General features: G+C 39.5%; 12 protein-coding genes. 7 read left to right on the forward strand and 5 right to left on the reverse strand.

The window, feature by feature from the left end; all coding sequences use genetic code 11:
• Nucleotides 1–238: 238 nt before the first annotated feature.
• A complete protein-coding gene (locus tag LQ201_RS06640) occupies nt 239–2,437 on the forward strand; it encodes a beta-glucosidase (protein WP_230140377.1) in 2,199 nt (732 codons plus the stop codon).
• Between the two features lie 113 nt (nt 2,438–2,550).
• On the opposite strand, the gene LQ201_RS06645 is transcribed toward LQ201_RS06640, so the two are convergent.
• The 3 genes from LQ201_RS06645 to LQ201_RS06655 form a co-directional block, all read right to left on the reverse strand.
• Nucleotides 2,551–3,129, reverse strand: coding sequence for a hypothetical protein (locus LQ201_RS06645; RefSeq protein WP_230140379.1), 579 nt, complete (start codon nt 3,127–3,129; stop codon nt 2,551–2,553).
• A gap of 365 nt (nt 3,130–3,494) precedes the next feature.
• Nucleotides 3,495–4,394, reverse strand: coding sequence for a phytanoyl-CoA dioxygenase family protein (locus tag LQ201_RS06650; RefSeq protein ID WP_230140381.1), 900 nt, complete (start codon nt 4,392–4,394; stop codon nt 3,495–3,497).
• 295 nt (nt 4,395–4,689) lie between these two features.
• On the reverse strand, nt 4,690–5,052 hold the full coding sequence (locus LQ201_RS06655) for a nuclear transport factor 2 family protein (RefSeq protein ID WP_230032655.1): 363 nt from the start codon (nt 5,050–5,052) through the stop codon (nt 4,690–4,692).
• A 268-nt stretch (nt 5,053–5,320) separates the two neighbouring features.
• Between LQ201_RS06655 and LQ201_RS06660 the strand changes: the two genes are divergently transcribed.
• From LQ201_RS06660 to LQ201_RS06675, 4 genes are all read left to right on the forward strand, one after another.
• A complete protein-coding gene (locus tag LQ201_RS06660) occupies nt 5,321–5,887 on the forward strand; it encodes an RNA polymerase sigma factor (RefSeq protein ID WP_230140383.1) in 567 nt (188 codons plus the stop codon).
• A 90-nt stretch (nt 5,888–5,977) separates the two neighbouring features.
• The gene (locus tag LQ201_RS06665; RefSeq protein ID WP_230140385.1) at nt 5,978–7,060 is read left to right on the forward strand and encodes a FecR family protein; all 1,083 of its coding nucleotides are present in this window, start codon (nt 5,978–5,980) and stop codon (nt 7,058–7,060) included.
• A 154-nt stretch (nt 7,061–7,214) separates the two neighbouring features.
• Nucleotides 7,215–10,424: a TonB-dependent receptor gene (locus tag LQ201_RS06670; protein ID WP_230140387.1), complete on the forward strand. Its 3,210-nt coding sequence runs from the start codon at nt 7,215–7,217 to the stop codon at nt 10,422–10,424.
• 12 nt (nt 10,425–10,436) lie between these two features.
• Nucleotides 10,437–12,029 (forward strand): RagB/SusD family nutrient uptake outer membrane protein, encoded by a 1,593-nt coding sequence (locus LQ201_RS06675; RefSeq protein WP_230140389.1) that lies wholly within the window; start codon nt 10,437–10,439, stop codon nt 12,027–12,029.
• 275 nt (nt 12,030–12,304) lie between these two features.
• Here the strand turns inward: LQ201_RS06675 and LQ201_RS06680 are convergent, their stop codons facing one another.
• Nucleotides 12,305–12,994, reverse strand: a complete 690-nt coding sequence (locus tag LQ201_RS06680; RefSeq protein ID WP_230140398.1) for a phosphonatase-like hydrolase — start codon at nt 12,992–12,994, stop codon at nt 12,305–12,307.
• A gap of 986 nt (nt 12,995–13,980) precedes the next feature.
• Here LQ201_RS06680 and LQ201_RS06685 point away from each other — a divergent pair.
• Nucleotides 13,981–14,610: a hypothetical protein gene (locus tag LQ201_RS06685; protein ID WP_230140400.1), complete on the forward strand. Its 630-nt coding sequence runs from the start codon at nt 13,981–13,983 to the stop codon at nt 14,608–14,610.
• A 2-nt stretch (nt 14,611–14,612) separates the two neighbouring features.
• Here LQ201_RS06685 and LQ201_RS06690 read toward each other — a convergent pair whose 3' ends face one another.
• Nucleotides 14,613–15,071, reverse strand: a complete 459-nt coding sequence (locus tag LQ201_RS06690; protein WP_029274701.1) for a MaoC family dehydratase — start codon at nt 15,069–15,071, stop codon at nt 14,613–14,615.
• Nucleotides 15,072–15,624: 553 nt separating this feature from the next.
• Here LQ201_RS06690 and LQ201_RS06695 point away from each other — a divergent pair.
• Nucleotides 15,625–18,081, forward strand: a complete 2,457-nt coding sequence (locus tag LQ201_RS06695; protein ID WP_230140402.1) for a TonB-dependent receptor — start codon at nt 15,625–15,627, stop codon at nt 18,079–18,081.
• Nucleotides 18,082–18,350 lie beyond the last annotated feature (269 nt).

Raw genomic sequence — 18,350 nt, forward strand, 5'->3', positions numbered from 1 at the left:
CCGTTGGCGGTGGTGCCATTCTGCGAAAGCAAGCTCTGGCTTTACCTTTTAGGTAAAGAAAAGGTAACGCCGGGGTAACCCTGGGGTAACCTTGGGGTTAGCTTGGTAGCAACAAAGGGTAAAGAACAGGTAATGCAGGGGTAATCAAAAACAGCCCTTTCGCTGGCTTTCCAGGTAGGCAGCCAGTAAATCTTTCAGGCAAAAACGATAAAAACTAAACACAAAAGAATATAATTAAATGAAATCGATATTTTTAACTGTAGTAGCAACAGGAGCCTGGTTAATGGTTAATGCACAACAAAAGCTGCCTGTTTACCTTGATATAAATAAACCCATTGAAGAGCGGGTTGAAAATGCACTTTCAGCAATGACCACCGAAGAAAAAGTGTCGCTTTGTTATGCCCAGTCTAAGTTTAGTTCAAAAGGTGTACCACGCTTAGGAATTCCTGAAGTTTGGACCGATGACGGCCCTCACGGCATCCGTGAGGAAGTTTTATGGGATGAATGGGGCGGTGCCGGCTGGACAAACGATTCTTGTACGGCCTTTCCGGCACTTACCTGTCTGTCAGCTTCTTTTAATCCTAAATTATCGCTGCTTTATGGTAAATCAATTGGAGAAGAAGCACGTTACCGCAATAAAACCGTGTTATTAGGCCCTGGAATAAACATTTACCGTACACCATTGAACGGGCGTAATTTTGAATATTTGGGCGAAGACCCTTATCTAAGTTCACGTATGGTGGTGCCTTACATTCAGGGTGTTCAATCCATCGGCGTAGCGGCATGCGTAAAACATTTTGCACTGAATAACCAGGAAGAATGGCGTGGGCACATCAATGTTGATCTGAGTGACCGTGCTTTGTATGAAATTTATTTACCTGCTTTTAAGGCTGCAGTGCAGGAAGGAAAAGCCTGGTCGATTATGGGTGCTTACAATCAATTTAGAGGCGAACATTGTTGCCACAATGACCTGCTTCTGAACAAAATCCTAAAAAAAGACTGGAAATTCGATGGTGTGGTGATTAGTGATTGGGGAGGTGTACATAGCACCGATCAGGCGGTTAACAACGGGCTCGATCTGGAAATGGGTACCTACACCGATGGTTTAACAACAAAGGGAAAGTTTCCTTACTCAGAATACTATCTGGCCAATCCGTTCCTTAAAGGCATTAAAGAGGGGAAATATGATATTGCTTTACTTAATGATAAAGCCCGCCGGATATTACGTTTGATTTTCCGTACCACCATGAGCGCCAACAGGCCCTTTGGCCGTTTCGTTTCTCCCGAACACAGTGAAGCTGCACGTAAAATTGCTCAGGAAGGCATTGTGCTTTTAAAGAATGATAAACAGTTTTTTCCTGTTACAAACGGTAAATTCAAAAAGATTGCTGTTATCGGTGAAAATGCCGATCGCAGTCTGGTCATCGGCGGGGGATCATCATCACTAAAGGTGGCTTATGAAAAATCGCCTTTGGATGGATTGATTGCTAAATATGGGAAAGACCATGTAGTATACAGTCTTGGATATGCTTCGGGGCCATCAATGTACGGACGTGAAGAACCGTCCAAGCTAAATGCTGATTCTTTGATGAATGCGGCGATCGAAGTTGCTAAAGATGCCGACGTTGTATTCTTTATCGGAGGACTGAATAAAAACCACTTTCAGGATTGTGAAGGTGGCGACCGCAAATCGTTAAGTCTTCCTTTTGGCCAGGATAAACTGATTGATGCTTTATTGAAAGCAAATAAAAATACAGCTGTAGTACTGCTTAGTGGTAATGCAGTATCGATGCCTTGGGTAGATAAGGTGCCAGCCATTATTCAGGGATGGTATCTTGGTTCAGAGGCTGGATCTGCATTGGCTGATGTTATTTCAGGGGAAGTAAACCCTTCTGGTAAGCTGCCATTCTCTTTTCCAAAAAAGCTGGAAGATAACGGTGCACATTTTTACGGTAAAATTTCCTATCCTGGAGATAGTATTAACCAATATTACAAGGAAGATATTTTGGTCGGCTACCGTTGGTTTGATACAAAAAAAATAGTACCTCAATACGCCTTCGGATACGGCCTTTCTTATACCAGCTTTAATTTAGGCACTCTTTCTGCAGATAAGTCGACTTATAGTAAAGACGAAATCATCAAGGTCAGATTCACTGTTAAGAACACAGGAGCACGCTATGGGGCTGAGGTTGCTCAGTTGTATGTGAACGATCCTGTTTGCAGTGTTCCGCGGCCGGTAAAAGAGCTGAAAGCCTTTGAAAAAGTATTTCTGCAGCCAGGGGAAATGAAAGTTGTTGAAATGGATGTAAAAGTGGCAGATTTCGCCTTCTATGATGAAAGCAAAAAGGATTGGAACGTTGAACCTGGAGACTTTATCCTGCAGCTTGGAAATTCATCAAATAATATTTCCCAGAAACTGAAGATAACTGTTAAATAGCCGGCAGAGAAGAAGAACGTAAAATAAAACAGTATTATTTGGAGAGAAATGCCCTTGGCAACAAGCCAGGGCATTTCCTTTTAGTTTCAATCTTAATATGCTGCTGTTGTTACTTATCTGAATATTTTTTGGACCGCCAGTTGAACCTTAGCTGCGTCATTTTCGATGGTCTTTTTGATAGACTCGTCAAATGAAGGAGGAAAGTCTGCTGTAACGGAGATCAGCTGTGCATGATTGGCCACAGTAAGTTCAAAGGCATGACTCCCAAACTTAAATTTACTTTTTATTTTGTCTGCCTGTTTTTCAATTGCCTTAGAAAATTCATAGCTGTTGCTAATTTCGTCAAAATGATCCTTTACTGCATGGAAGATCAGGTGTGTTTCTACGTCCAATTCGTTGATGATCACCCTGGCATTCAATAGCTCTTGTGTTGTTTTTCCTTCAGCTCCTTCCTGTAGGTTCTTCAAAGCGGGAAGCAGGTCTTCACTGAAGATGATATCCTTTGGGTCTTTGATGAAAATTGTTGATGGGTTACCATTTTCATCCGATCGCTGTTGAAGGTATATTGTGTCATTGCCGTCCTTAAGTTCTACGCTAGCTGGGGCAATATATTCTGTTTTGATGTCGGTAATGGTGTTTTTGATAAGCTTAACAACATATGCCAACACAGGGTAATCAGTAATATCGTTCATTGTGTCTTTTTTACAAATGTACGGCTTAGTTGAAGTGATCTAAAGCGCCTATGGAAACGAATAGATCGTTTTATTATAAATGGATCATCAAGAGGGAGTTAATTTTTTCTTTACACTGGTCTTCGACTACGCTATCAATGGCAAATTTCTAAAATTGGGCGTCATTTCGACTGGAACACAGTGGAATGGAGAAATCTTTGAACTAGGTTAAAAGATCTCATCCAAAGGAGTTCCTTTGGAACACTAAGGTCGAGATGACGATATCTCCCAACGGGAGTTTGCAATTCCAGTGCAAGACCAATAATTAAATGTCATTTATATTGATTTTATACAATAAATTACCCCTCAAATGACAGCCACTTCGATCAACTTAAAGGCATTAAACTATCAGGAGAAAATATCAGCGGAAAAAACTGCCCTTCCATTTTATGTCCTGCACCAATAGGTTCCACTCCCTTAAGTAAGGCTTCGTCGGTATTCGATTCGGTACCGTCAGTAAATACATTTAAAACGAAAGCACTTCTTGAGCGTGGTGATTTATTTTGGAATGAACCATGAACCATTAATGGGTGGTGAAACGTAGCATATCCCTTTTTAAGTTCGATTGGGATTGGATTAAATTCTGCTTTTTGTTCTTCTGTTAAATACTGCATTAAGCCTTCCATATCCCCAGCTAAATCTGGTTTATCCAGCAAGCCCCAGTTATGGCTTTTAGGTACATAATATAAACAACCGTTTTCGGTAGTTGCATCATCCAATCCAACCCAGCAGGTTAAATGTTGCATGGGTCCGGTGCGTGTCCAATAAGAGTAGTCCTGGTGCCAGGCTACAACTCCTCCATGTTTTGCTGGTTTACAGAACAACTGATCGTGCCAGAAACGTACACCTTTATTACCTAAAATCTGACTGGCCGCCATCGCAAAAGCGGGATTCCATATCACATCATGAAAGCCTTCTGTAATTCGCCAGGCGCCTAAAGCATGAAATAAAACTGAATTAGGATCGGCAGATTCATTGCTGTGAAACTCATGAAACAGCCCATTTAACGGGTGTGCAGGATCTATAATTTCTGCTAATTCTTTGTTCAACCGCTCAACTTGCCATTCGTCCAATAACTTTACATCACTAACGTATCCAAACGTCTTAAAAAAATCAAGTTGCTCGTTGCTAAGCTTATACTGTTCCCATTCAGAAGCTTTGGTGGGCCATTTAAATAGATCGGAAATGAGTTGATGTTTTTTTGAAAGGTCTTGCTGATTGGGCATTGTCATCAATTTTATACGCTTTATGGTTAGAAATTGCTCATTTATTTAAAGGTAATAAAACATTTTTCTTCATAGAACAGGCAAGGCAAATTTGATTCTTTTTTTGCCCGATAAGTGGTGTTTTACGATTTAATGAGCTAATGCGGTGTAACCAATTTCAGATAACAAGTGATAAATATTTAACATTGAGTTAATAATCGGTCATTAGTTTTGCGGTATAAATATTTGGTTAGTATTTATAAGTTTAGGTTAGTTGATTATAAAAGCCCAGATGGATATCGGGGCTTTTTATATTTTACCCCATGCGATAGAAAAACTCGTCGGCTACGATTTTCCCATCTTTAACCTCATAAACACAGATTTCACTCATGGCCATTCTTCCATGGGCTTTATAAGTGGCATCAATGTTCATTACAATAGCAAAATGATTGTCTGCTACAATTGGTTCTGAGCACGAAGAGCTATGTATCTCTTCTACACTTTCTTCCCATTGTATGGTTTTCTTTTTAACAGCATCTTTGCCTTCTGTTAATTCCATTGGCGAGCCTTTTGGCTCTTTGCTTACAACATTGTCACCGTAAAGTTCATCAATGGCTTGTTCGTGTTTGCCTTCACGGCAAAGCTGCACCAGTTTGTCAGCTACTTCCTGTGTATTCATATGCTTATATTTTGTTATGATCTAAGTTATCTAAAAATAAACGCTTTACCTGTTTAAAAGGTTTTATGTTTAGGTTAACTTGAAGTGCGCAGGAGGCTTCATTTCGGAGTTTAACAAAATGTTAATCCTGGCTTGCCCTTAAATTTAAACGGATAATGTAGGTTGCGGCTTAAACATCCCGGGTCTAAATTTTTTTTCTTAATATTGACATAACGTTCAGATCCTTGGTATATCGGCCGGATGTATATACCTGAAAAAACAGCAAACGATGTCGAAAGAGGCATATAGAGATTTATGGACATCATTTATTAACGGCGACGATGGCGCTATGAAACTGTTGTATACGGAATTTGCTGATATGCTTTATTCTTTCGGGCTCAGGTTTACCACAGATACTGAACTGGTAAAGGATGCAATACAAGACCTCTTTGTCGATCTCTTTAAGTACCACCACACACTTGCTGTAGAGGTAAATGTAAAATCCTATCTTTTTACCTCGCTTAAACGGAAGATCTGTCTGGTGCTGAAAAAGAAAGCAGCCGAAATTAACCAGCATTTTGAAATCCCTTTCTTGTTATCTGGTAGCGCGGAAGAGCAGATAATAAACGATGAGCGCCAATCTGAGCTATTGGGAAAACTCAGCAGGCAGCTTGAACTGCTCCCTAGCAGACAAAAAGAAGCACTTTACCTTCGGTTTAATTCAGAACTGGATTATGAAGAGATTTCAGTTATTATGAATGTTTCTTTAGAGACCTGTAGAACTTTGGTATATCGCGGAATAAAGCAGTTACGCGAGCGTATGGTGGTAAGCCATATCTATAAAATACTCGCCTAAGAGCCTTTCTGGTGCCTTTTTGAAAATATTTTCAATTTATCGTCTATAAAATTCCGATTCATCACTCTGTGGTTATTATATAGTAGATACATGGATTCGAAGAACAGATACAGGGCCGAAGATTTACTTTCAGGGCGTATACCCCAGGAGGAAGAGAACCACATTTCCGATAGTGAACGCGAACTGGCAGATGAGATTAAGATAGCCGTTAAAAGTGCAGGGCAGGAAAAACTGGAACCATTGGAAGCGGCTGCGCTTTGGGAGAAAATAGCAGAAAGGACCACACTTAAGACTAAAAGATTCGCACTTAAACCCTATTTACAGATAGCCGCAATGCTGTTGGTTGCGTTTGGAATCGGATTTTGGCAGTACAGCAAAAATACACCCACTCATAGGCTGATGGAATTTGCGGCGCAGAATCTGAATAAAAAAAGTCCTGATCAGATAATAGAACGCTCAAAAGCTAAAACGGGTAAAGTTACCGATATATCCTTGCACGATGATATCATTACTACAAACGATTATAACACAGTGGTGGTTGGCGAAGGCAGGCGTTCTGCCGTTAGTCTTCCTGATGGCACAAAAGTATGGTTAAACTCAGGCTCAAAACTAATCTACCCGATAACCTTTCAAGGCGATACCAGAGAAGTATATCTGGAGGGCGAAGGTTATTTTGATGTTAGCCACGATAAACTACATCCTTTCTTTGTAAGGGCAAAAAATATGGAAATAAAGGTTTTGGGAACAGAATTTTATGTGAGTTCCAATACTAAAAGCGATCAGAATTATGCTGTATTGGTTCAGGGCAGTATCGCCTTTTCTACAGGCAGCTGGTTAAACAGGGTAGAAAAGAAATTGGTGCCCGGACAACAGGTCAGCATTGATGCTAAAAGTAACAACGTTCATATTTCGCAGGTTAAAACTGCCGAATTCGAAGCCTGGAAAGCAGGTTATGTGGATATGCAGAGCGAACCACTTAATGAAATTATACAACGCATAGCCAGATATTACCATATCGAAATTAGCATAGGCGGATTGGACCTTTCGGGAGAGCGATTCTCTGGAAGACTCGACCTGCAGCGCAGCGTGGCTGATGTGATACAAACCTTATGTTTAGGTACACCATATACCTACAATGATAGCGAAAGGAGGTTGGAACTGAAAAAACGCTAACCAACTTGATAAAAAAAGGAGATGCGGCAACATCTCCTTCAAACAATAACCAATTCAAGCTATTATTTAACTCATTAACAAAAATATGAAAAAACTTCATGTATGTGAACCTCATGCACGCTATTTCAGGCTCAAAACTAAAATAATAAGAACTATGAAAGTAACGATGGTTTTATTATGGATAGGAATGATGAGCGCTTATGCCAGTACCAGTGCCCAGGAAAAGATGGATATAGACCTCCTTAAGGGCAATCTGCCACAGTTATTCCAGCAGATCCAGAAGCAGAGCAATTATCAGATTATTTATAAAGACGATTTCATCAAACTCAACCGATACGAAGAACTTAACCTGAAGCTGAACAATAAGACCTTAAAAGAAATCCTCGACCTTGCGCTAAGAGATAGCGGCCTAACTTATGCAATATCAGGCAGGCAGGTAGTTATCCTCTCAAAAGAAAGAAGTGAAAGTATACCTCAGGATAGTTTACTCACCTTACGGGGACGTGTATACGATACCCACGAACCACCAGGGGTATTACCTGGGGTAAGCATCCGGATAAAGGGCTCTACTATTGGAACGAGCACCGATGGAGATGGATATTTTACTATAAAGGCCAAAAAAGGAGATGTTTTGGTCTTTTCGATGGTCAGCTTCTCTAGTTTTGAATACACCGTGGTAAAGGCCGATCGGAGCCTTAACTTATCATTAAAAGAGAATGTTTCTGCCCTTAACGAAGTGGTAGTGGTTGGCCTTAACGAGCAGCAGAAAAAACATATTGCCAGCTCTATTGCTTCATTGAACGTTAAATCGAATATTGAGGGGAAACCCATTACCACGCTCTCACAATCGTTACAGGGCGGGGTTACAGGGATAAATGTAACCCAATCATCTGGTCTTCCTGGAGGAGATGCTGCGGCGATCAAAATCAGGGGAATAAGTACATTAGGCAACTCCGATCCATTGGTGCTTGTAGATGGTATACCGATGGATATGAACCATATCGATCCGGTTACTGTTGAGAGTGTTACGGTGCTTAAAGATGCTGCTGCCGCATCCAGCTATGGTTCTCGTGGCGCAAACGGGGTAATCGTGGTGACTACCAAACGTGGTGTACCCGGAAAAGTATCCTTAGTTTATGACGGTTATTATGGTGTACAGCATGCCTCAGCGCTACCAGCCACGGTTGATGCACCTACTTATATGCGCATGTATAATGAGGCTAGTTACAATAACAATCCCACCAATGCATTACCTTTTACGCAAGAACAGATTGATAATACGCGTAATGGGATGGATCCGGTAGCCAATAACGGAAAGGCTTTTGCCAATACCAATTGGTTGGATATGCTGATAGATGATGCAGCGCCCATTACGAGTAGTTCACTATCGCTCAGTGGAGGAAGTAGTATCGCCCGTTTTGCCCTTACCGGCAATTATACTTACCAGAAAGGCATTATTCCGCTAAGTAATATGAAACGTTTCAATATCCGCGCAAATACCACCATATCGCTAAGTGATAAGTTTCAGGTTAACCTGGATCTGCTTGCCATCAAAAGAGATACCCAGCAGCCCAATAGAATCAGTGCAACCGGCAATACTGGAAACAGGCTTCTGGAGGATATGTACCGTGTACCGCCAACCATTATCCCCAGATTTCCTGAAAAGGATGGAAGGACATTCTATGGCCAATATGTTGATATCGTAAATCCACTGGCTTATGCAGAAGTGGGCGGCAAAAGGGCCGCAGAGTTTGGGCAAACCAGTATTAACCTTCAGCCCAAATGGGAGATGTTCAGAAACTTTAACCTGAAAGGACAGTTTAGTTTTCGCCTGAACAGCGACGTAACACGCGATACCAGAGAGAACTTTAATCACTTCGATTACTTTACAGGCAACCTGCTGCGTACGTGGGCTTTACAACGGGCTACCACCATGGCAAGGACTACTTACTATTATGCTGGTTTAACAGCAGATTACACGCTTGACTGGGGTGACCACAGGCTATTTGCACTTGGTGGCTATTCTCAGGAAGAAACCAACAGTGGTGCGTGGGAGGTATTCTCCATCATGTCGGGTTATGCAAAATTAAATTATGCTTACAAAGACAAGTACTTGCTGGAGGGAACAATCCGTACCGATGGCTCTTCCCGGTTTGGTCCCGGAAATAAGTTTGGTGTATTTCCTTCTGTTGCACTCGGCTGGAACCTCCACAATGAGAACTTCCTTAAAGAAAGCAGTTTGATCAACAATTTCAAGATCCGGGCCTCATACGGTAAGCTTGGTAACGATAACATAGGTTTGTACCGTTATCAAACGCTGATCAACAATTCCAGCGGGGTAGAAACCACCTATGGTAATCCGGATATTACCTGGGAATCAGTAAATATGCTCGATCTTGGTTTGGATGTAGGACTTTTTAAAGACAATAAACTCGAATTGACTTTCGATTATTATAATAAACTCACTAAGGATATTATCCTTAACCCAACCCTTCCTCTGGTTGGTGGTTTCGAATCTGATGTTCCTGTAAATGCAGGCGAGGTAAGGAACAGCGGTTGGGAGTTATCAATGAACTACAACGACAGGCTTGGGCAGGATTTTAATATTTCGTTCAGACCAGGACTATCGTATAATAAAAACGAAGTTCGCAAACTTCAAGGTGGCGATATCATTACCACTACAACAATATCAAGAGTTGGTGGGCCTATTAATGGTATTTTTGGCTACCGTACAAACGGCTTATTGCAGGCGAGTGATTTTGATGCCGCTGGAAAACCCATAATACCAGTCCTGCCCAATTCAAAACCAGGTGATATCCGATATCTGGATATCGACGGAGATAAGGTAATCGGTTTGGGCGATCAAGGGCTTATCGGTAACCCTATACCGGAACTTACCTATTTTGCCAATTTCCGCATTGCCTATAAGAATTTCGATCTGGAAGCGCTCGTACAGGGAACGGGAAAATCAGATGCAGTGCTATACGGTATGTTTGCCTATCCATTCGACTTTAGTGCTGATGGAGGGGTGCCAACAACATATTATGCTGATAATTACTGGACACCACAGCATACAGACGCCCGTTTCCCTAGGCTGAACATTGCACCGGCCAACAACAAGGTATCTTCCGATTTCTGGTTCCAGAACGGGTCTTACCTAAGGGTGAAATACCTTCAGCTTGGCTATAGTTTTCAGGCGCCACTGGTAAAAAAGCTAGGTGTAAATTCCATAAGGGCTTATTTCAATGCCCAGAACCCTTTCACCTTCACTTCTGTTAAGATTACCGATCCGGAGAGCAGGGGATACCAATGGACCTATGGACTGGTAAAACTTTATACTATTGGACTTAGCATTAAATTCTAACCTTTAAAGGACATGAAAAAGATATATTATTTATTCTTCTCTCTTCTGCTGATCATTTTCAGTGGATGTGAAAAATTCCTGACGCACGATAACCCGACAGATGTGGATGATGAAACCTGGTGGAATACCGAAGCAAACATTACTGCCGCACTGAACTCAATCTATGCCGGAATTCCCGACGGATCATCTGGCAGACAATTGATGTTTTTGGATGCACTCAGCGATAATGCTGTAGCCAGACAGAGCCTTCGTGGCGATTACGAATCTTATGTAAAAGGCCTTCAAGGTGCCAATTGGGGTGTGGGAACAGGAATCTGGGATGACGATTACCGCGATATAAGAAGAGCAAACCGCTTTTTGGAAAATATTGATAGGGCTTATATGCCAGTTGAAAAACTAAAAAATCAGTATCTGGCAGAGGCGAGGGCATTAAGAGCTTACTACCATATGGAGCTATCGATGTTTTTTGGCGGAATTACCATCATGAAACAATCGGTAACCCCTGCTGGAAGTTATCTTCCGAGGAGTACTGCAAAAGAAGTATACGATTTTGTGGTTTCTGAACTTACTGAATGCGCAAACAGCGGTGCTCTTCCTAATAAATATATAGATAATGTGGATCTTAAACGTATGTCGGCTGCTACTTGTTGGGGCTTGATATCTAAATTTGCATTATATAACAAGGATTATGAAAGGGCCAAAAATGCGGCCAAAAAGATTATCGATATGGGAGATTACAGCCTGCGTAAAAGTACCACAATAAAAACCAGCTATGCAGACCTGTTCCTTTATACTGGTGAGATTAACAACGAACGTATCTTTTTTAGGGAGATTACCAGTGGAGGTAACCAATGGAATACCTTTGCGCCTCAGGGTACAGGTGGTAAAACTGTGGTATCGCCAACGGCATCGATGGTTAACGCCTATGAAACTAAACAAGGAACAACTTTGGCAGAGCTTGGTCCCGATTCATTGGCTATATACACCAAAGAGCCAAACTATAAAAACAACCGAGATCCTAGACTTATCGCTTCCGTTATCCTGCCCGGTAGTACTTATACTGGCGTGGTGCTGAAACCTTTTGAAGCTGGTCTTGATAAATTGGGAGATCAGAACTCTACGGCAACAGGCTATTGGATAAATAAATACCTCGATCCGAAGGATAAGACAGGTACCAGAACTTTGGATTATATGATTATGCGTTACGCTGAAGTATTGTTAAACTATGTAGAGTGTCTGGTAGAACTTAATGATTATAGTAATCCCGATGTAGTTAAATACCTCAATGAAATCCGAAATAGGGCGGGTATGCCTAATGTTAACACGGCGGTATACAATACTCAGGAAAAACTGCGGGAGTTGGTGAGGAGAGAGCGACGGGTTGAACTGGCTTTTGAAGGTGTGCGTTATTACGATATCCGTAGATGGGAAATATTCGAACAGGTAATGAACGGTCAGGTTTATGGTGCTATAGATCCTGCAACCAATCAACCTGTAAATGTAGAGGTTAGGTCGGCAAAGGCCAACCGGGATATGGTATGGCCAATTCCGCAAAAGGAATTATTGGCTAATCCCCAGATGACCCAGAACCCTAACTATAACTAAGGTTTTGAAATTTAAAAGCGGTTGTATTATAAAGGTGAGATTTTAATCCTGAATGGTTCAGCTTTTTAGAAAAACATTGGGCTGACGGTGACAGGCTGCGAGATATTGTCATCTCGACCGCAGTATTCCAAAGGAATTTCTTTGGAGGGCTTACAACAATGCTAATTTGAAGGCTTCTGGTATTATACCAGAAGCCTTTAATGTTTAATTACAATCGTTTGCCCCGATTTGTATGTTAGCATATACCGTGGCAATTATTTAATCTTTTCAATTATTTAGTTCTGCTTGGTTACCATAGCATAGATTTCCATTAAATTGTTTATTACCGCGTCAGGTTTAGCTTTTTCTAATTGTTTCTGTGTATGTGCGCCTGTGGTAATGCCAATGTTTAAGCCGCAACCTGCATTTTTACCTTCTTCAATATCAATACTTGAATCTCCAACCTTAACAACCGATTTACCATCGGTAAGACCATACTGTCTCATTGCCAATAAAATCATATCAGGTTCAGGCCTATTCTGGCTAACCTCAGAAGCAGTAATAAGTGTATCGAATTGGGTACCTGTTTTCCAGCCCAGTCTGCTCAGTATAGCCTCTGCAGTAACCCTGTCGTAACCTGTATTAAGCACTAAAATTATACCTTCTTTCCGAAGTTTTTCAAAAAGTTCAATCGAACCTGGTTGAGGTAAAATTTCCTCAGTTTCGTATGCCAGTTTCAGTTTGCTGATAAATTCTTCATATATATCGAAAACCATGGCTTCATCAAAAGAACCTTCGTAAGTTTTAAGTACCGATCTGATTGCTTCTTTTTTTTCCTTTCCGGCTGCAACAGCAAGAACCTGATCAAGGGTATATGAAAAACCAGCGGCATTTATTGCATCCATTAGGGTTTTGTAAACTAGGTTGTTTTCGTTCACTGTAGTGCCAGCCATATCGAATACTACCATTTTAATTTCAGGGTACATCTGCTTTATATTAAATTGGATAAATTAATTTTTTGAACTTTATCGTCAAATATACCATCGGCATTTTTACTAAACAAATGTTTAGTGATAGTTAACATTTAAATTAACATTTGTTTACTTTAGCTAAACATTAAAATCATTTTTGCATTATTGTTTTTCGTCATTGAGAAAGGATGGAGCAGGCAGCCAGCATTAAATTAACAGAAAAAGATAAATACGAAAAATAGAATCCTGATTAGTTACGAATTTACGTTGCTCAAAGAAAGTATCCAGAAAAGCCACTTAACTTAAAAGGTTAACGGGGTGTTAATTGTAAAATCGAAATATCAAAATTACGTGGATAGTCTTGTGCATTCGCCAGTACGATTTACATGGATCGTTAAAATGATCTCTGGTTTTTTTAGCTATTGATCATGTGATAATCAGTATGGTTTGTTTTAAATTATCAAGCTTAATATAAAAATGTTGTTCGTTTCTAAAATGATGCACTTCTATTCTTTTTATTCGTCCTGAATATGATTCGTATGTAATATAATCACCCTCCCGAAGCGTTTGAAGCTCAGCACGGCTGGTCCATCTTTCTATTCTCATATTTGTGATAAGCTGGCTCCTATAACAGGACCAACATTAAGGATTGCTGAAAGAGAGCGCCCTTTTTAACAGATTTTCGCCCGTTATTTGTCAGTATAGCTTTTATTTACTCACATAAAACATATGTTACGCATACATTAAAATGGTTTGTTTGGTGCAGTAAAATAGTCATCTAAAAAAAACGTTTTTTGTAATTCGGTAACTCGAATAACTTTATAAAAATCGAAATTCTGTCCACATGTTTTAAATGTAGCTAATCATTAAAACAATATAATTGCTGGCAAGAATATACTTTTCTACAGCACAGCTTAAATAAATGTAAAGTAAATTGTTCGTCAATTGTGAAGTGCAATAAACCGTTAATTCCATAATTTGCATCTGATTAATTATTGGATATGAAAAATAAAATTTTGCCTTTTTTTGGGTTTATTTTATTCATTTGTTTTAGCTGTAACTCAACTAAGAATCTGACGGCTTCTCATGCTATCGGTAAAACTGCTGTTCAAATAAAGGACGGCAACCAGTTAATTGATTCACTTTTAGCCGATCGGTTTAGTTACAACAAAGCACTGATTGATGATGGCTTTAATTCAAAAAAACAGCTTCCAATACCCACAGTAATCATTAATAATACTCCGCTCAAAACCATATCTTTCAATGGCTTAGATTATTTAGTTAAGGGTGATAAAGTTGTTGACATTAAAGGGCTTAAGCTGTCTGCGTCAGCGCTGTCTATAATAACCGAAAAGTTATCAAACTTAGATCAGATTCAGTACAATTGTTGTGAAAAAGCAAACCTGGAATACCAACAGAAAAATCGCGATAAGAATGCCATTAAAACACTTGATCGTCAGTATTTTGCAGCACTGAATACCTTAAAAAATATCATTTCAAGCATAGCCACCGAAGCCAGAAAACGGAATGCATCTGTATCGATAGAAATGTCGCTGGCCAAAATCAAGTTACCCGATATCATTAATCCTGATATGAAAACTAAACGTAATTATGTAGCCAAAATTGAATGATATCAGATGAAGTGGTACAAGAATACAACATCACCCACATATGCTGGTTTCGGTTGGTCTTTAATCACAAGCGTTGCTTGAATCGTAACTTTAGTTATTCCCCTCAAATTGCTAATGCAATTTAATTTTGCTTTTAATTGCACTTCGCTATCCACTAAAACTGCCTGACCAAATTTAAAACGTTCAATACCATAATTGATTTCCATTTTAATATTACGTACATCCGCAATCTGTTTCCATAAATAAGGAATTAAGGATAAGGTTAAATATCCATGTGCTATTGTTGCCTTAAATGGCCCTTCATTTTTAGCTTTTTCCGGATCGGTGTGTATCCATTGGTGATCTAAGGTTGCATCGGCAAATTTATTGATCTGTTCTTGGTCTATGGTATGCCATTGCGAAACACCTAGTTCTTTACCTAGATGTGATTCATACTCTTCGAAATTATTAATCACCAACATATATTCTGTTTATAAGATTAGTACTGTTTAAAACTCCTTTAGGCATAACAATCCTTCAGGTATTATAGTTTTATTCAAGCTTTTGTATTCAATTATAATCATAATAACGGTGTATTTGCAGGATATGGTTGAAAATATTCAAAAGATTTTTCTGTCCATTTTGCATTGATTTATGAACAGCAAGTGCAGGTTGTTTATAATCAGCTAGATAAGTACTATCGCTGTTTACTCAAAATCGATTAAATTTTAAAAAAAAGAATTAACTGGAAACGAAGGATGCTAACCAGGCCGATGGGCTAATAAATGGCGCTGGAAGAGATGTAGTAGGCGATGGAAAATGTAAGAGGAGAGATGTAAAATGGATGATGGATGTCTTGCTAACTATTATTCGGATTCGAAAAAAAAGCGCTTCACTCAATGCTAAGCACTTTTATTTTTTGTTTAAATGTTTTGATTTTAAGGTTGTTAAATATTATCTAAATATTTAATTTGATATATTTAAATTAAAATTTAGATTTGTCTAAAATTATATTTAGACAAATCATTTCTGTTCATGAAACCATTCTTACTATACTGCTTCTGTTTTTTTATATCGCTAAATGCCATCGCGCAAAAAGTTATGGTTAAAGGTTTGGTCACCTCCCAAAATGAACCTGTAGAAAATATCACCATTAAAATTTTAGGATCTAAGGGCTCCACCAAATCAAATGTTTCCGGTACCTATCAATTAGGTGGTATTCCGTCCGGAAATTATGACCTCATTTTTTCGGGCATAGGTTATCAATCCAAAAGAATTAAAGTAACGTTAAAAGGAGATACTGCACTGGTTAACGCTGATCTGTTAAGCTTAGCATCTGATTTAGGCGATGTGGTAATTACCGGGGTTAACCGGGCCACACAGCTGCGTAAAAGCCCTGTACCTATTGCAGTCCTCTCGAAAAAATCAATGGATCAAAATGTGAATACTAACCTGATTGAAGCTATTGTTAAAGGCGTTCCAGGAATTACAGCTGTTACCACAGGGCCAAATGTTTCTAAACCCTTTATTAGGGGTTTGGGGTATAACCGTGTGTTAACTTTGTATGATGGTTTACGGCAGGAGGGCCAGCAGTGGGGCGATGAACATGGTATCGAGGTAGATGAATATGGTATTACCAGGGCCGAAGTTGTAAAAGGTCCGGCCAGTTTAACCTATGGTTCTGATGCCTTGGCAGGTGTAATTAATATGATCCCTTACAGCCCGAATTTTGAAGATGGTAAATTGAAAGGCGATTTTACAGCAAATTACCAAAGTAATAATGGGATGATCGGTTCGTCGCTCGGATTGGCCTACATTAAAAACGATTGGAAATATACGTTTAGGGCGACTGGGAAAACAGCACATAATTACCAAAACAAAATTGATGGATTGGTTTACGGAACAGCTTTTAGAGAATACAATCTATCTGCCAGTGCCAGGGTAGATAAAGCCTGGGGTTCTTCTAAAACTGCCGTTACCTATTACGATAATTTAATGGAAATTCCTGATGGTAGCAGAGATTCTTTATCACTACGATTTACCAGGCAGGTTTTGGATGACGGAGATGACATTAAAAACAGGCCTATTGTGCCTGAAAGTGATTTGAATACCTACTCCATTAATCCCTTACATCAGCACATTCAACATTACCGGTTTTATAACACCAGTCAGTTTAAATTTGGAACGAGTGATTTAAATTTATTAATTGGCGGACAACAAAGTGTAAGGAGAGAATATAATCACCCAACATTGCCAAGTCAGGCCGGGCTTTATGTCGTGCTAAACACTTTTAATTATGATCTTAAATACAACCTGCCAGATTTTGCCGGTATCGAAAGTACCATTGGGGTAAATGGCATGTACCAGGGAAACAGGAGCAAGGCTGCTACCGATTTTCCCATTCCCGATTATGATCTTTTCGATATCGGTGCTTTTTATTTCGCAAAGAAATCGATGGGTAAAATTGATGTTTCCGGAGGAATCAGGATAGACAGAAGAAATATACACTGGAGTGATTTTTATGTAGGTACCGATGCACAAACAGGTTTTGGTAAACAGGTGAGCTCCACTAATGCCACTGGAAAATTGCAATTCCCTTCTTTTGATAAAAACTATTATGGCTTGTCAGGAAGTTTGGGTTTAACCTATAACATTTCTGAAAAACTGCTCATTAAAGCCAATATTGCCAGGGGATATCGTGCACCAAACATTACAGAAATCGGTTCTAATGGATTAGATCCCGGTGCACACATTGTGTATTTGGGCAACAGGACCTTTAAACCAGAATTTAACCTTCAGGAAGATATTGGCATTATCGCTTACTTAAAAGATGCTGAAATAAGTATGGAACTGTTTAATAACAATATCCAGAACTACATCTATCAGTCGCGCTTAACCGATGCCAATGGGAATCCAGTGGTTATAGTTCCTGGAAACCTAACTTATCAGTATCAGCAGTCGAAAGCAAGATTATATGGTGCAGAAATTTCGGTAAATCTACATCCTTCAGCTATAAAATGGTTAAGTTTTAACAATAGTTTGGCTTACGTGGTTGGGTTGAACCAGAATCAGGAACTATTAGATAAACATGGTAGGGAAGCTAAATACCTGCCCTTTATTCCGCCATTGCAGGTGAGAACAGAGATCAAGGCGACCGCTCAAAAGGCTATAGGCATTTTTGATAAGCCTTATATTAAAATTGATGCTGCTTTTTTCGCTGATCAGGATAAATTTTATGCTTTAGATAATACCGAAACTTTTACGCCAGGTTATACCTTAATCAACGGAGGGATAGGATCAACACTGAAAACTAAAAAAGGAAAGACCTTATGTGATGTTTTTCTTCAGGCAGATAATATTTTCAATGTCGCATACCAGTCAAATTTAAATAGATTAAAATATTTCGAATATTATAACCCTTCGGCCAATGGCAGATCGGGAATTTACAATATGGGCAGGAACTTTAGTTTTAAAGTTATTATTCCGATTTAAGTATGGGAAACGGTTGATGGATCATGGTGGTAGTTAATAGCTACAGCCAATAAAATGTCTGCTCATGGAAATAAGAATGATCGTTATGAACTATTGACCAAAGAACCATGGGCTTCCGAAAGAACTATATCAAGGTTATATAACCATGTTTTAGGGTTAAATGTTTCGTTTAGGAAATGGGAGATATTTATATCTTCCATTTTCTTTTGCCATTAAACCTTTTTTCTACCAAGCCTTCCACCTTACGGACTACGGACTACGGACTACGG

The sequence above is a fragment of the Pedobacter sp. Bi126 genome (genome assembly GCF_918698245.1).
Taxonomy (GTDB): Bacteria; Bacteroidota; Bacteroidia; order Sphingobacteriales; family Sphingobacteriaceae; genus Pedobacter.

Excerpts from the sequence above, each read along its gene's own strand:
- LQ201_RS06640 (WP_230140377.1), top strand. The coding sequence starts at position 239 with ATGAAATCGATATTTTTAACTGTAGTAGCAACAGGAGCCTGGTTAATG.
- LQ201_RS06645 (WP_230140379.1), bottom strand. The coding sequence starts at position 3,129 with ATGAACGATATTACTGATTACCCTGTGTTGGCATATGTTGTTAAGCTT.
- LQ201_RS06650 (WP_230140381.1), bottom strand. The coding sequence starts at position 4,394 with ATGCCCAATCAGCAAGACCTTTCAAAAAAACATCAACTCATTTCCGAT.
- LQ201_RS06655 (WP_230032655.1), bottom strand. The coding sequence starts at position 5,052 with ATGAATACACAGGAAGTAGCTGACAAACTGGTGCAGCTTTGCCGTGAA.
- LQ201_RS06660 (WP_230140383.1), top strand. The coding sequence starts at position 5,321 with ATGTCGAAAGAGGCATATAGAGATTTATGGACATCATTTATTAACGGC.
- LQ201_RS06665 (WP_230140385.1), top strand. The coding sequence starts at position 5,978 with ATGGATTCGAAGAACAGATACAGGGCCGAAGATTTACTTTCAGGGCGT.
- LQ201_RS06670 (WP_230140387.1), top strand. The coding sequence starts at position 7,215 with ATGAAAGTAACGATGGTTTTATTATGGATAGGAATGATGAGCGCTTAT.
- LQ201_RS06675 (WP_230140389.1), top strand. The coding sequence starts at position 10,437 with ATGAAAAAGATATATTATTTATTCTTCTCTCTTCTGCTGATCATTTTC.
- LQ201_RS06680 (WP_230140398.1), bottom strand. The coding sequence starts at position 12,994 with ATGTACCCTGAAATTAAAATGGTAGTATTCGATATGGCTGGCACTACA.
- LQ201_RS06685 (WP_230140400.1), top strand. The coding sequence starts at position 13,981 with ATGAAAAATAAAATTTTGCCTTTTTTTGGGTTTATTTTATTCATTTGT.
- LQ201_RS06690 (WP_029274701.1), bottom strand. The coding sequence starts at position 15,071 with ATGTTGGTGATTAATAATTTCGAAGAGTATGAATCACATCTAGGTAAA.
- LQ201_RS06695 (WP_230140402.1), top strand. The coding sequence starts at position 15,625 with ATGAAACCATTCTTACTATACTGCTTCTGTTTTTTTATATCGCTAAAT.